Raw genomic sequence first — 13,711 nt, forward strand, 5'->3', positions numbered from 1 at the left:
GGTAAACGCCTATATGGACGTTACGCGCAAACTGGATTTCTAGGGATCTTCTCGAAAGAAATATCTGAAATATATTTAGAACAGCTCTTTACGATGACTACGTAGTTAACTGTCCAAATGAATGCTGGAAGGCTTTCATTTTCTTTAAACATCATTGACTCGAATTCATCTCCAATGACTTCCTCAAAAACTTCTATTGTATAAGTCTCAGTGTCTGTAGAAAAGTTCTTCCATTCGCATACCATCATGTTTATCACCCCTAATGTTTTTCTTGAATTAAATATAACATATAAAAACAATAATAGTTTGTGAAATATTGAACAAAGTATGAACAATGATTTTACCCTTGAAGTGATAAAAAAAGACTGTAATTACAAGGATTTTTAGTAAGTGTTTATAAAATAATCGCTACTTATTGAAAACGCTTACAATAAAAACGGTATATTAATATAATTTAATTAAGCTGAGCTTATTGGAAAAAAAGAAAGTCAGCGACATTTGTCACTGACTTTCTCTTCTATTAATATTATTCTCCTAAGTAAGCGGTCAACATCCAAATATGTGTATCAAGTGATTCGATGAGTCCTGTTGCCATATCGTTTGTGATGATGTCATGGTTTTCTTCAGCCAAAGTAGCTAGAGAAGAAAGTTCTTCTTTTACTTGCTTATAATCGGCAACGAGAGCGGCAACCATCTCACTTGCTTTTGTTTCATTATTCGTCTCAGAGAGAGTAGCTGTTTCTAAGTATTCCTTCATGGAAGCAACGGGTTGTCCACCAATGGCCAAAAGTCGTTCTGCCAATTGATCAACTACTAAACCTGCTTCATTATATAATTCCTCAAACTTGGCATGTAGGGTAAAGAATAACGGACCCTTAACGTACCAGTGGAAACGGTGAAGTTTCGTGTATAAAACATTCCAGTTTGCGATTTGTTGATTTAATTGAGCTTGTAATTCCATAATATTATTCCTCCTCAGTTATCTTATGAATAAATTATAACATATCTAATATTATAATCAATACTAAATTATAATTATTATAAATAAAGGTATATTAGTCATCTAAAATAAAAAAAGTATAGAGAGATCAATCGACCTTTCTATACCTTCATTTAATAGTTAATTAGCCTCTAACTGTTTATTTAAGAAACTACGAAATATCCCTTTCTTATCGTTTGCTAACTGTATATATTCTCCTTTTTGTACAATTCTCCCTTTATCTAATACGATTACTTGATCAGCATTGTGGATAGTAGACAGGCGATGGGCAATGACAATGACGGTCATTTTTCCTTTCAGTCGTTCCAATGCCATTTGTATTTTTGACTCATTATCAGTATCCAAGGAGCTTGTTGCTTCATCAAGAATTAAAATAGAAGGATTTCGTAATATAGCTCTAGCTAAAACAATACGTTGTCTTTCTCCACCTGATAATCTTATTCCTCTATCACCAAGGGGGGTATCTAAGCCGTTTGGAAGTTCTTTTACAAAATCAGCGGCAGCAAATTCTAAGGAAGCCCACAAATGTTCCTCAGGTGCCGTTGGATTCATTAATAGAAGGTTTTGTCTAATGCTTGCGTTAAAAAGGAAGGGGTCCTGTGGAACAAAGCTAATGGTTTTCCTTAAGGCTAGCAATTTATCATCTGTTAAAGGCATACCATCTATTAATACTTCACCAGTTTCCGGACGCTGTAATCCCATTAATATATCAACTAAAGTGCTTTTACCAGCACCTGATTGTCCGACAATAGCGGTCATATGATTTGCTAGAATTTGTAAATTGATATTTTGAAGTGCATAGGACGTATTGTCTCCATTGTATTTAAAGCATACGTTTTTACATTCAATCATCTTATTCATATACAGAATCTCTTCATTATCATCTGATACTTCAATCAATTGTTTAGTTTCATTTTGTAAAGCTAATAATACTTTAAATGCTGGAATGGTTAATGCTAATTGCTGTAAATTTGACTGTATGGTAACAAAACGGGGCCATAATCTAGAAAAGATAATAATGACAATTAATAATTTCTCTGGTTGAGTATAGAACAAATTAGCTGAAAAAAAGATAAAACAAGAAAGAATTAATGCGAAAGCGGTTTTGTAAGACAACTGAGAGCTAGTCTGTAACTCAACAAATTTCACTTGTTCATCAAGCATTTTTATATTTAGCGATTTTAACCAAGTCATCCTCGATTTTTCCAGTCGGTTCGTTTTAATGTCTTTTAAACCATTTAGATGATCAGTTATACCTGCTAAATAGGCTCTCGAAATATCAGTTGACTCTTTCCCGAGATTTTTTGCTTGTCGAACAAATTTCCATGAAAAAAATGCCAGCCCTAACCCACAAACTAGAACAAGGCTCGCTATTTGAGGAGAGAGCCAAAAAGCAATTCCAATTTGAATCAATGTAAATATAAAGTTTGTAATAAACTGCATAAACATTTTAATTCCAGTACTAACTCGATTAATATCTTTTGTTAAAGAATTTATTAAATTGGATTTTCTCGTCCTTATAATAAACTCCCACTTAACATGTAATAAACTCTGATAGATTTCCTCTTTCAGGTGATTAATAAAGCCCTGATGAATCTTAATGTCACGAATGGACAGGTTTCTCTGTAGGAGGTTTTGTCCTAATACCAATATAACGTAAAATCCTAATATAAAAGGTAAACCAATCCCAGTAGGAAGATCCTTCAACAAATCTGAAAACACCCACATCAAAGAAGATTCATTAGCTGAATTTATAATTCCACTTATACTTAATATCGGAATCAATAATAGAATGGCTACACCATCAAGAAAACTGACTACTACCATTCCAAGAAAATTGATATACATAATGTTTCCGGTGTATTGATACAATTGTTTAAAATAATGCATGAATTCTTTCACTTAAGATCCTCCGTTTGTTTACTCTTTATTAAATACAAAGTAAGTTAGGAAAAGTTTTAATAGTAACAAGGAGAGGGACTATTGAGGGGGATTTCTGAAGGTAATAACAAGAATGTTATAAAGAGACTTTCAATTTTATAAAGAGTATTTGATCTTCAATGTGTAGTGGGATTATAAGGGACTTTATTAGCCCTTATAATCCCCAATATCATAGTTTTTACTTTCCGTTTCTACCATTACCGTTCCCGTTGTCAACAAAATCGGCGTTTTGATCGCTATTATCATTGTTATCATTTTCATTGTCATTACCATTTTTATCATTGCCACCAACAATATTAACGTCACTTGAACTTACAAAATTCTCACCACTAATTTTTCCACTGAGATACCCAATTTTATCTTCAGGATCTAGGTTTGTTTGTTGGAATGGAAAATGATAAACTCTATCAGCATATCCATCTCCGTTAATATCTTTTAATTCACCAAAGTGAGAAGGTGCTGCTCCATCGGTTGATGTATCCCCAAACCGAACCGTACTATTATCAATTTTTGAGACATCAAAGTTTGCTGAACCAAAAACTGCTACTGGAATCTTTCCATTTGAGTTTGCCCCATAGCTGCTTGGATCACTACCAGGTTTAATATCAATTATTGGGTAGGTAGGTTCACCTGGATCTGTGGGTTCTTCTGGCTCTTCGTTTGGTCCACTTATTAAAGTTTCGAATTTAATCGCTTGGTGACTAATTACCTTCGGGCTCGTGTACACTTTTTTAGTCATAATTGTTACACCTCTTCATTTATTAAATCGTTGGTTCTTAAAAAAGAACAAAAATACATCACTGCTTGCTATTCTTCATTTTGATTTGCTATCTCTCCTATTATACTATCGGAATTGTTCGTTTTAAAGAAAATAATTTCGACAAAATACTAGATAATAGCAAATGCCCCGTTCCTATAAAAGAACGAGGCTTTGTAGTATGAATCTTTAATATTCGTAACATCATTGCTTTCCTTCCGATCCAAACATATAAGTTTTTTTATGGTAATGAATACTGAATATTAAACCCATCGCAAACATATTGCCCATTAACGAACTTCCTCCATAACTGACGAAAGGGAGGGGAATTCCCGTAATTGGCAGAACTTGAATCGTCATTCCGACATTTTGGAAGACATGAAAGGTAATCATTGAGATGACTCCTGCACAAATATAGGTGTTAAACGGATCATTCGCATCTAAGGCAGTTTTTGTTAAATGATAGATTAGTATAAAGAATAGACCAATAACGATGCTTGCTCCTACAAATCCATATTCCTCACCAATCACACTGAAAATAAAATCGGTATGACTCTCGGGTATGTATACTTGTCTCTCCCCAAAGCCCTTTCCGGTTAATAATCCGGAACCAATTGCTCTTAACGAATTATAAAGATGATATCCGGACCCTGCTTGGTAGTTGTCAGGGTCAATCCAGGAGTAAATTCTATTAAACTGGTATGTTTGGACGTTTAAGTATTTTACAAGAACCTCTGGTGCCCAAACCACGTAGTAAATAATGGTTGCTCCAAGTAGCGAGCCAAGTCCATAAATGGTTAGAATAATCTTCCATGTAATGCCTGATACGAAAATAAGTCCAGTAAATATGGCTACAATAACAAGGCTAGTTCCTAAATCAGGTTGCTTCATGATTAACGCTAATGGAAGAGCCGTAGATAAGCTCATTTTAGTGAAAAGCCAAAAATCAGACTGAAAGGTTTTCTTTATGTATTTTTCGTGGTGAGAGGTTATGACCTTACTAAGGGAAAGGATGAGAAAGGCTTTCATAAATTCCGAAGGCTGAATTGTACCAAAACCCGGAATTTGAAACCAACTATGTGCTCCATTTCTTTCAGGCGCAATGCTTTCGGGTGCGATAATCAGAGCGAACAGCAGAAATATGCCGAATCCATATAGATACCAGGAAAGTTTTTTATATTGATCACTATCAAAAAACATAACGACCGCAACAATGATACTTCCTACTACATACCAAAATATTTGCCTAACAAAATAATTTTCGTTGTACTGTCCTGTCGTTTGAGCACTATAGATAGATAAGCAGCTTACTAGAAACAATAAAAACAAAATAAGACTTAAGGTCCAATCAAACTTTTCTGTCGGTTTTTTAACAACTTCCATTCATCTGCACCTAATTCCCTCTACTATTTACAATTTTATCCTATCAAACAAAAATTCCTCATTCAAGATATGCACAAAAGATTATGTTCATTCATTATCATAGTTCTTTTTATATAGACGAAGAAGACTAGGTAATAGTTTCAATTATTGGAGTGTTAAGAGCCATTCAGTTCCTTGTCTTTTTTGTTTTTCATCTTTTTCTTTAACACCTTGGTAATTGGGGTTCCATTCATAATCATCCATATAAAGATCGGAGCAAGAAGGTTTAAAGCCATAATCAAGACAACAAAAGTCCAAATGGCCCATTCAGCATTCAGGATATTTCGGTAGACCCAAGTGCTATAAAACTCCATAAAATCACCCGCCTTTCTCGTAGCCTATTTGGCTACATGTTTGCCAAACCCTTCAGGAAATAAACTAATTTCTGACTAGAATCTGTTTTTGTTGGAAAAATAAAGGAAAGGGTAATGAACGTGGAAATAATCATCTTAGGAGTTTTCAATTTATGACTGCAGTGGAAGAAAAGGATTATTTTTTTAGAGATTTGAAAGATAATGAAGAGTTGATGAATGAGATTTTGGGAACCAGTGTTGACTTAGTCAAACGGCGTATTACCTTTCATGAACATAAAAATGTTCAAGCAATTTGTTATTACACGGATGGGTTAGTTGATGTTATACAAATAGAACTATTTATTAGTGACCTACTTTATAAGGGGAATCTGTTGCTGCAACATTCGACCTTACCTACGGGACCTCCATTCACCTTGCTGAAGGACCATATGCTTTCAAATGCATCATTTCAGGTAATCAAGGAGGTTAGTCAAGCGGTAGATGGAATCCTTTCTGGAGTCGCAGTCTTGATTCTTGATGGAAGCGATGAAGTGTTTGTTATACAAACAAAAGGATGGGAAAAAAGAGGGGTAGATGAACCGCAGACAGAGCAAGTGGTTCGTGGTCCGCGAGATGGTTTTACAGAAAGCATACGAACCAATACGGCGTTAGTACGACGAAGAATTAGAGATCCAAAGCTACGGATTGAGCAAATGAATATCGGGAAACGCTCAAAGACAGATATCAATATTGCCTATATTGAAGACATTGTGAAGGATGGTTTGGTTGAGGAGGTAAAGAAAAGGCTACGTGATATAAAAATCGATGCCATTTTAGAAAGTGGATATATTGAAGAATTAATTGAAGATGCACCTCGATCTCCTTTTACTACCATACAAAGTACAGAAAGACCTGATAAAGTAGCATCGTCTTTACTTGAAGGAAGAGTAGCTATTTTTGTTGACAATACTCCTTTTGTATTGGTAGTTCCCAGCTTCTTTTGGCAGTTTTTACAGGCAAGTGATGATTATTATTCACGGTTTATGACAGGTAGTTTTTTTCGTGCGATACGATATTTGGCCTTTGTACTTAGCTTAACTCTTACCTCCATTTATGTAATGCTCGTAAGTTTTCATCAAGAAATGATTCCTACCCAACTGATACTAACCATTGCCTCCGGACGCGAGGTGGTTCCTTTTCCAGTTTTACTAGAAGCGTTAATGATGGAAATCTCCTTTGAGTTGATGAGGGAAGCAGGGCTTCGGATGCCTAAGCCTGTTGGTCAGGCTGTTAGTATTGTGGGGTCTCTTGTCATTGGCCAAGCAGCTGTTCAAGCGGGGATCGTTTCTCCATTTATGGTTATTATCGTTGCCTTAACGGGTATTTCGTCGTTTGCCATACCTAATTACGCTGCATCATTCTCGATTCGTCTTATTCGGTTTCCTTTGCTACTAGGAGCTGGGACACTTGGCTTGCTTGGGTTTTCTGCGATGTTCACCTTATTAGCCATTCATGCTCTTACTCTGCGCTCTTTCGGGGAGTCATACTTAGCACCAGCAACCCCTTTCCAACCTAAGGATCAGAAGGATTCGATCATTCGCTTTCCTTGGTGGAAAATGCAGGCGAGGCCTGAAGGGGTTACAGGTGATGAGAAACGTGTAGGAGATTATCAATTTCCAGAACCGCCCAATACAGATCCTTATTCTGATGAAGGGGGTAAAAGTAAAGAAAGTAATCAAAAAGGTGGAGATAAATCACGGAGGAAGAAAACCCGTCATATCATCAAGCTTAAGGGGGAGGATGAAGAATGAAAAGACACCTGGCATGGTCTCTTTTATTAATAATAATTCTCCTATTAGCGGGATGTGCAGGTAAGAGAGAGTTAAATGACCTAGCCTTGGTGATGGCAGTAGGTATTGATAAAGGAGAGGAAGAGAACTCCTTTAAAGTGACGGCACAGATAGCCAGACCAGCAGATGCTAGGGGACAGACAGGTGCTCCTTCTGGGCAGACGGGGGAGCCTATTCTCACCATTGTCGGACAAGGTGAATCTTTGTTTGATGCGATACGGGATCTTTCTTCCTTTACCACAAGAAATGTTTTTTGGGCCCACAATCAAGTCATTGTTATCAATGAGGATTTGGCCAAGGAAGGAATTGCGCAGGTGATTGATTTTTTTACAAGAAACCCAGAACTTCGGATGAGAACTTGGGTTGTTATCACTCCAGAAAAGGCTAGCACCTTAGTATCAACCGTTACGGGGTTGGAGCTCATACCGGGTGAGGCAGTTAATAAACTGTTTCGGTATGGAGAAATTTCAAATGTTGCTCCAAACACACAAATCATGGATGTTCAGGCAGCCTACTTAAGTCAGAGCTCACAACCAATTATCGCTAGAGTTTCCTTAAAGGAAGTGATGATCTCTAACAAAAAACCAGAAAAAGGCCCTACGATCAAACAAGTGGACTTGGCCGGTGCTGGAGTCTTTCAGGAAGATCGTTTGGTTGGAGTATTAAAACCAGAAGAAACAAGGGCATTAATGCTTTTTACAGAAAGATTACAGTCTGGTGTCGTTACGACCCCATGTCCAAGTAAACCTGAACGAACGATCAGTGTAGAGCTGAGGGACCAGATGTTTCAGGTTACACCTCATTTAAAGGGTAACCAAATCAGTTTTACTGCTGAGTATGATGCTTTTGCTAGGGTGGTTGAAGCAGGTTGTCCATTTTCTATTGATAATCAAGAGAAAGTAACAGAATTAGAAAAAGCAGTTGAGAAAAAGTTGGAAAAGGAAATAGAAACGACTGTAGATAAGGTGCAAACGGAGTATAAAACAGATGTAATCGAGCTCGGGAAAGTGTTTCACAATGAGTATCCCGGGTACTGGAGGCAAATTGCGGATGATTGGGAGGAAGTATTCCCTACGGTTGATATCGAAGTCTCTGTAAATGTGGAGGTGAAGGATTCAGTTCTACTATGGGAGGAAACAAACTCCGGTAAAAAGGAGAATAGTGCAAACTAATGAAGGTACAAATCTCAAATGGTATGTTTATGGCATTAATAATTAATATGATCTATGCAAAGGCAATCGGTGTAACGCAAGGATCAATGGCCAGAGAAGTAGGTGGGGATATATGGATTTCGACCCTGATTGCGACCATCCAAGGTGGGGTGATTATGTTCTTGGTGATCTTTGTCATCCGTCGAATGCCTGAGGGGGACTTAATTGACCAAGCGGGAAGGTTACTTGGCAAATGGGTTGGGAAATTTGTCGCGCTTATCACCTTTTTATTTTTTCTAGCTGCATATGGGCCTGTTATGTCCACCTTTGTTTTTCACTTAAAGGATTACTTCCTACCAGAGGCACCGATCTTATTGTTTATCCTTTCAGCTTTTTTAATAGGTACATATGCGATTTACTTTGGAGTAGAAGTGATAGCTAGGATGGCTTTAATCGGTGTGTTTTCAATTATCGCTTTAAATATATTGCTCATGCTTGGCTCTCTGTCCGAGTTTGATATTAGAGAATTACGTCCAACGTTTCAAATGGGTTTTTTAAAAACCGTTTGGGCAAGTAGACATCATAATACGGACTGGGCTATGGCAACAATTATGGCGGGAATTATTTTGCCGATGGTTGCCAATAAGGAGACTTGGGGGAAAATGGGGTTTGCTGGGATTGGTTACGGAATGGTATTCATTATTATGTGGCCGATTCTAGAGGCAGGTGTTCTGTCCCCTGAGACAGCTGCACAGTATATCGTTTCTTGTATGCAAATGGCTAGAAGTGCACAAATTGGTTATTTTGTTCATCGATATGAAATGATTATGATTGCTTTCTTTGCGTTATCGATTCTTACACAGATTATGATGAGCTTGTTATGTGCTTCGGTTGCTATGCAAAAAATGCTTGGTTTAAAGGATTATCGGAAAGTGATTATTCCTACTGCTATCATTCTCAGTGCATTTGGTTATTGGATCAACTTTGATAAAAATCGTGCCGTTGATTTTTTAGAAGGTTGGTGGGTGTATATTAGCATAGGGGTTGCGGTAGGTTTACCTTCGATGATTCTCGTAATGGGATTCTTTTTTAAGAAAAAGTTGAAAAAAGAAAGAGTAGCTGAGGAGGCAAAATAAAAGCACGAAGCGCTATGCTTCGTGCCTCTTTACTGTATATGATGTAGGAAAAGTGTAGCGATCCCAAAATAAGTTAAGAGTGAAAAAATATCATTTAACGTTGTAATAAGAGGTCCAGAAGCAATGGCTGGATCGATTTGCAGTCGATAAAGAACCAATGGGATAACTGTTCCTGCTAAGGTACCGATAATAAGAGTAAGTAGCAAGGAGATGCCGACTACAAGGCCAATCATTAAATTACCCTGCCAAATAAATGCGATAAGTGAAATAAGGATGCCACAGGTAATACCAATAATGACACCAACACCAAGCTCTCTCAGGACAAGTTTCGTGATGACACGTTTATTAATATCATTCGATACAAGTCCACGAACCACCACAGCTAGAGACTGTGTACCGGTATTTCCGGTCATTCCGGATATCATGGGAATGAAAAAAGCGAGTGCTACAATTTCTTTGAGTGTTTCTTGATACGTACTGATGATACTTCCTGATAAAATGCCGATTAGCAATAGAAGGATGAGCCATGGCAGTCTTCTATATGCAGCCACATAGGCACTTGTATCAAAATCAATGGATTTACCTGAAGCGGATAGTTTTTCGATATCTTCGTTCGCTTCTTGAATCACAACATCAATAATATCATCTACGGTAATAATACCCATAAGTACATTTTCTTCGTTTACAGCAGGAATGGCCATGAAATCATAACGTTGAATAAGCATAGCCACTTCTTCTTGGTCCGTATCGACTGAAACAGAAATGACCCGTTCGTACATAATATTTCGAACAACTTCGTCAGCTTCTGCCATTAGAATATCACGGTAGGAAACCACTCCAACTAGTTTGCGGTATTGATCAATCACGTAAAGATAATTTATGGTTTCTGCATAATCGGTGAACGATTTGAGCTTGGTCACAGCTTCCTTAACGGTATAGTAATCTCTTATCCATACAAAACGATTCGTCATCAATCGTCCAGCTGTTTCTGGAGGATAGTTCATGATATCCTGAACGGCTTTGGATTCCTCTTTTTTCATTCCAGATAAGAGCTGGCTGATTTTTTCAGGTGACAGGTCATCAAGCAATGAGGCGAGGTCATCGTTATCCATTTCATCGAGGACTTCACCCGAACGTTCAATACCCAGTCGATTTAGAACATCCAGCTGTTCGGTTTTGCTTAATTCCTCAATGAGGTCTGCAAGCATGTCTATATTTAAGTACAATAAAAATCTTTTTTTGTGTTTTTCGGGTAATTCCCCATATATTCTAGCGACATCATAAGGCTGTAGTTCATCTAATATCGCATCAAATTCTTTTCGTTTTGATTCTTTTAACGCTTTAATAATGTATAGGGTAATTTGATTTTCTGTCATATTTGTAATCATACGTATCACCTCTTTGGTGGGGAAGTTCAGTTTTAAAAGCAACATGCTAATTATAGAGAAAAACAAGTTATTTTAAAATGGAAGTTTCATAAAAGTTTGTGAATTGTTAAGAATGTGCTTGAATTATATAGTGCTTATACAATAGTATAGTTTTATTTAGAAGAACAGTGCGGGAAATTCTTCGAAACTTTTTTATACGTTCATTCGTCATAAGTAAGGGAGATATTACTATTATTGTGGGGGTTTACTAGGTGAAAAAAAGCAATCAGGAGAAACGCGATCTTCTCTACATATTCCTTAATGAAGGTGAACAATATGTTCTGACACACGGGATTGAATTTAAAGAGTTTGCTCGGTCTCTTTCCGATTCTTTGAATCATCTTTTGTTGATTAAACATGCTTACGAATCGGGAGAGTTTAATCGTCACACTTTACTAGAATATGTCCCTAAAGAGAAATTGCACCGGCTAATGGGTGACGATGTACATGGTTATGGTGATTTTTGCTGGGTAGATTTCGAGGAGCTTGAAGGAGTAAATGCCTTATCTGGCGAGGAGATTGCCGAGCTGCTTTATATGGGACATATGAAGGAGCACTTAAAGCAGCCATTTAACCGACATCTGAGAAATAGATATGGTTATTTTGCTCACGATGATGGCTGGTGGAATAAGGTTTATTACCGGACGTTAACTGATTTTTATCGGCTATTATCTGATCTCGTGCCTGAGAAGTTAAATGAGTTCAAACCAGAAAAAGGAGTTTTAGGGTTAAAAAAGAGGAGGGAGTACCCTCCGATGGATATTGATATTTCTCTTTCGTTAAAACCGTTGATGAAAGAGGGGATATTAATATCATTTAAAGATGCGGTCCAAAGTAGAACGAAAATTGAAGTACCTATTTGGGTTATTGGCGACTACATGAATATGGACGATATGTTCGAAGAATACGAAAAACTGTCTAAAACCAAGTCAGACGCAACCCTCACCTTCGACAAGAAAACAAAGCAATGGCAGTAAAAAGGTGTCAGACACCTTTCGTGGACAAATTGGGTTGATTTGTCCACGTGGGGTGGACACTTATGATTTTATTGCGATTGATAGTATGTTACTAGTTCATTAAACTGGGCTAGCATGCGTTGTGTCTCCTTTTCTTCAATATGACTAATAGGAGAGATTTGAACCCAGTTATTGTGTTTCAAATACGCACTTTCATAGTGTAGTAAATAGCCATTCATCTCCATGTCCTCTCCGATATAGGTAGAGGGTATTTTTGTTGGAAATGGAATGGTCATAATGGTCGGACAAGAATGCTCTAACTTAGATAGTACCTGGATGTTATGAGATTCGAGAAACTCTCGAATATACAGGTATTGACGACCGATTCTTTCAAAGGGCTGGTCATCTTCATAGGCTTCTAGTGCCTGATGAAGAGCGGAGATGAGATTTGAAGAGTGTGTAAATGGGACTCCGTCGTTCTCTATATACCATCCAAGATCAAGATAGCCGGGAATCCTCTCATCTTTTTTCATGTAATGCTGGTGAAACACAATGGAAAGACCTGAATACGAGCCCAGTGCTTTTCCGCTAACACCTGAGGCAAGATAGATATTTGAGAGATTTAATGGGCTAGCTCCTATAGAACTAATGGCATCAAGGCAGATTTTTATATCCTTTTCCATGCAGGCTTTATGCATATCTTCCAAAGAGTTTAAAACGCCAGTGGAAGTTTCGCAATGCGCAAACCAGATCCACTCAGGGTTATGTTTGTTAAGAACCTCTTTTATTTCTGTAAGAGTAAATGGTGTGCCCCACGGTATTTCGTAACTTTCAAAAGTTAAGCCAGCACGGATGGCGTGACCTTGAAGTCGCTTTCCAAACTCCCCGTTAATAAAAATAACTCCGTTCGAAAGTTTTTTCAGTTGCATGGCGATGGCATCATTCGCCAGCGTTCCAGATCCAAGAAGAAGCTGACAATTTGCCGCTTTAGTTAATCTCAATAGTCTTTCTTTTACAGAGTTAAATAATGTTAGAAAGGCTTTGGAGCGATGAGAAAGGGGTGGACTCATAAGTGCTTTACTAACTGCATCTGCTACCATAGTGGGTCCGGGTATAAACCGGCTCGAAGATATCCCGATGCGTGAAGAGACTTGTTTTTCAAAGGTGTCTCTAGTGATATACATAGGATGGAATTGTGCATCTTCTGTTCCGACTGGATCGTGAAATACAGTAAAACCAAGTTGTGTATACAGCTTTGTTTGTCTGGTGGTTCCTGAAATAACAGCTGCGTCGTATCCTTGTTTAATACAGTAGTTGGCTAATAATTGCGAAAGTCCTAGAAACACTCTACCGTTACGATTCTTTGCATCAACCGCGAGGAGGCGAATTTCGCACAATAGATGTGCTTGAAAAGGAAGATGATCTTCTACAGGACCAATCTTTTTATCAATGGAAAAAGGCCGCTTGTCTCGAACCGCAATCATTCCAATGAGTTGTTTATTCTTTAAGCAAATAAGGTACGTATTTTCAGCGTGAAAAGGGTCAACTCTTCTCTCTGTATCAGACTTTGGATGTTGTGGGATCTCTTCGACAAAGGTACGATAATTTAGTTTGTGAATTTGCTCCATTTCTTCTTCGCTTCTTGCAATCTTAAAAAGCAAGCCCATTTGGTTTCCCCCTATACTCTTTCTTTTATATTGGCTGTTTTCGTAAAGTTTGTTGTTTTGGAAAAATCCCAGAAGCCGGATTTTTCCCCGCATAACGCTGAGTTTATTGGT

The 13,711-nt window shown here is 37.6% G+C and carries 12 protein-coding genes; 4 read left to right on the forward strand and 8 right to left on the reverse strand.

What is annotated here, in order from left to right; translation table 11 throughout:
* Positions 1-20: 20 nt before the first annotated feature.
* The 6 genes from ACQ5H4_RS19830 to ACQ5H4_RS19855 form a co-directional block, all read right to left on the reverse strand.
* The gene (locus tag ACQ5H4_RS19830) at positions 21-248 is read right to left on the reverse strand and encodes a hypothetical protein (protein WP_430776714.1); all 228 of its coding nucleotides are present in this window, start codon (positions 246-248) and stop codon (positions 21-23) included.
* Positions 249-526: 278 nt separating this feature from the next.
* Positions 527-961: a Dps family protein gene (locus ACQ5H4_RS19835; protein WP_430776715.1), complete on the reverse strand. Its 435-nt coding sequence runs from the start codon at positions 959-961 to the stop codon at positions 527-529.
* Positions 962-1,120: 159 nt separating this feature from the next.
* Positions 1,121-2,902, reverse strand: a complete 1,782-nt coding sequence (locus ACQ5H4_RS19840) for an ABC transporter ATP-binding protein (protein ID WP_430776716.1) — start codon at positions 2,900-2,902, stop codon at positions 1,121-1,123.
* 217 nt (positions 2,903-3,119) lie between these two features.
* Positions 3,120-3,680: a hypothetical protein gene (locus ACQ5H4_RS19845; RefSeq protein WP_430776717.1), complete on the reverse strand. Its 561-nt coding sequence runs from the start codon at positions 3,678-3,680 to the stop codon at positions 3,120-3,122.
* A 222-nt stretch (positions 3,681-3,902) separates the two neighbouring features.
* Positions 3,903-5,081: a rod shape-determining protein RodA gene (gene rodA / locus ACQ5H4_RS19850; protein WP_430776718.1), complete on the reverse strand. Its 1,179-nt coding sequence runs from the start codon at positions 5,079-5,081 to the stop codon at positions 3,903-3,905.
* Positions 5,082-5,236: 155 nt separating this feature from the next.
* Positions 5,237-5,434: a hypothetical protein gene (locus tag ACQ5H4_RS19855; protein ID WP_430776719.1), complete on the reverse strand. Its 198-nt coding sequence runs from the start codon at positions 5,432-5,434 to the stop codon at positions 5,237-5,239.
* A gap of 152 nt (positions 5,435-5,586) precedes the next feature.
* Between ACQ5H4_RS19855 and ACQ5H4_RS19860 the strand changes: the two genes are divergently transcribed.
* Genes ACQ5H4_RS19860 through ACQ5H4_RS19870 form a run of 3 tightly spaced genes read left to right on the forward strand, consistent with a single transcriptional unit; the run spans position 5,587 to position 9,550 of the window.
* Positions 5,587-7,224: a spore germination protein gene (locus ACQ5H4_RS19860; protein ID WP_430776720.1), complete on the forward strand. Its 1,638-nt coding sequence runs from the start codon at positions 5,587-5,589 to the stop codon at positions 7,222-7,224.
* Complete coding sequence (locus ACQ5H4_RS19865; protein ID WP_430776721.1) at positions 7,221-8,435, forward strand: Ger(x)C family spore germination protein; 1,215 nt, start codon at positions 7,221-7,223, stop codon at positions 8,433-8,435. The genes ACQ5H4_RS19860 and ACQ5H4_RS19865 overlap by 4 nt, the downstream gene beginning before the upstream one ends.
* Positions 8,435-9,550: a GerAB/ArcD/ProY family transporter gene (locus tag ACQ5H4_RS19870; protein ID WP_430776722.1), complete on the forward strand. Its 1,116-nt coding sequence runs from the start codon at positions 8,435-8,437 to the stop codon at positions 9,548-9,550. The genes ACQ5H4_RS19865 and ACQ5H4_RS19870 overlap by 1 nt, the downstream gene beginning before the upstream one ends.
* Before the next feature lie 29 nt (positions 9,551-9,579).
* Here the strand turns inward: ACQ5H4_RS19870 and mgtE are convergent, their stop codons facing one another.
* Positions 9,580-10,938, reverse strand: a complete 1,359-nt coding sequence (gene mgtE / locus ACQ5H4_RS19875) for a magnesium transporter (RefSeq protein WP_430776723.1) — start codon at positions 10,936-10,938, stop codon at positions 9,580-9,582.
* 251 nt (positions 10,939-11,189) lie between these two features.
* On the opposite strand from mgtE, the gene ACQ5H4_RS19880 reads away from it, so the two are divergent.
* Complete coding sequence (locus ACQ5H4_RS19880) at positions 11,190-11,954, forward strand: hypothetical protein (protein WP_430776724.1); 765 nt, start codon at positions 11,190-11,192, stop codon at positions 11,952-11,954.
* A gap of 68 nt (positions 11,955-12,022) precedes the next feature.
* Here ACQ5H4_RS19880 and ACQ5H4_RS19885 read toward each other — a convergent pair whose 3' ends face one another.
* Positions 12,023-13,600, reverse strand: a complete 1,578-nt coding sequence (locus tag ACQ5H4_RS19885; RefSeq protein WP_430776725.1) for an aminotransferase class V-fold PLP-dependent enzyme — start codon at positions 13,598-13,600, stop codon at positions 12,023-12,025.
* Positions 13,601-13,711: the final 111 nt, after the last annotated feature.

Origin of the sequence: Bacillus coreaensis, assembly GCF_050586445.1 — a bacterium.
Lineage (GTDB): Bacteria > Bacillota > Bacilli > Bacillales > Cytobacillaceae > Robertmurraya_A > Robertmurraya_A coreaensis.

Bases quoted from the DNA above. Each gene is read 5' to 3' on its own strand.
- ACQ5H4_RS19845 (WP_430776717.1), bottom strand. From the start codon at position 3,680: ATGACTAAAAAAGTGTACACGAGCCCGAAGGTAATTAGTCACCAAGCG.
- rodA (WP_430776718.1), bottom strand. From the start codon at position 5,081: ATGGAAGTTGTTAAAAAACCGACAGAAAAGTTTGATTGGACCTTAAGT.
- ACQ5H4_RS19830 (WP_430776714.1), bottom strand. From the start codon at position 248: ATGATGGTATGCGAATGGAAGAACTTTTCTACAGACACTGAGACTTAT.
- ACQ5H4_RS19860 (WP_430776720.1), top strand. From the start codon at position 5,587: ATGACTGCAGTGGAAGAAAAGGATTATTTTTTTAGAGATTTGAAAGAT.
- ACQ5H4_RS19885 (WP_430776725.1), bottom strand. From the start codon at position 13,600: ATGGGCTTGCTTTTTAAGATTGCAAGAAGCGAAGAAGAAATGGAGCAA.
- ACQ5H4_RS19855 (WP_430776719.1), bottom strand. From the start codon at position 5,434: ATGGAGTTTTATAGCACTTGGGTCTACCGAAATATCCTGAATGCTGAA.
- ACQ5H4_RS19870 (WP_430776722.1), top strand. From the start codon at position 8,435: ATGAAGGTACAAATCTCAAATGGTATGTTTATGGCATTAATAATTAAT.
- mgtE (WP_430776723.1), bottom strand. From the start codon at position 10,938: ATGATTACAAATATGACAGAAAATCAAATTACCCTATACATTATTAAA.
- ACQ5H4_RS19865 (WP_430776721.1), top strand. From the start codon at position 7,221: ATGAAAAGACACCTGGCATGGTCTCTTTTATTAATAATAATTCTCCTA.
- ACQ5H4_RS19835 (WP_430776715.1), bottom strand. From the start codon at position 961: ATGGAATTACAAGCTCAATTAAATCAACAAATCGCAAACTGGAATGTT.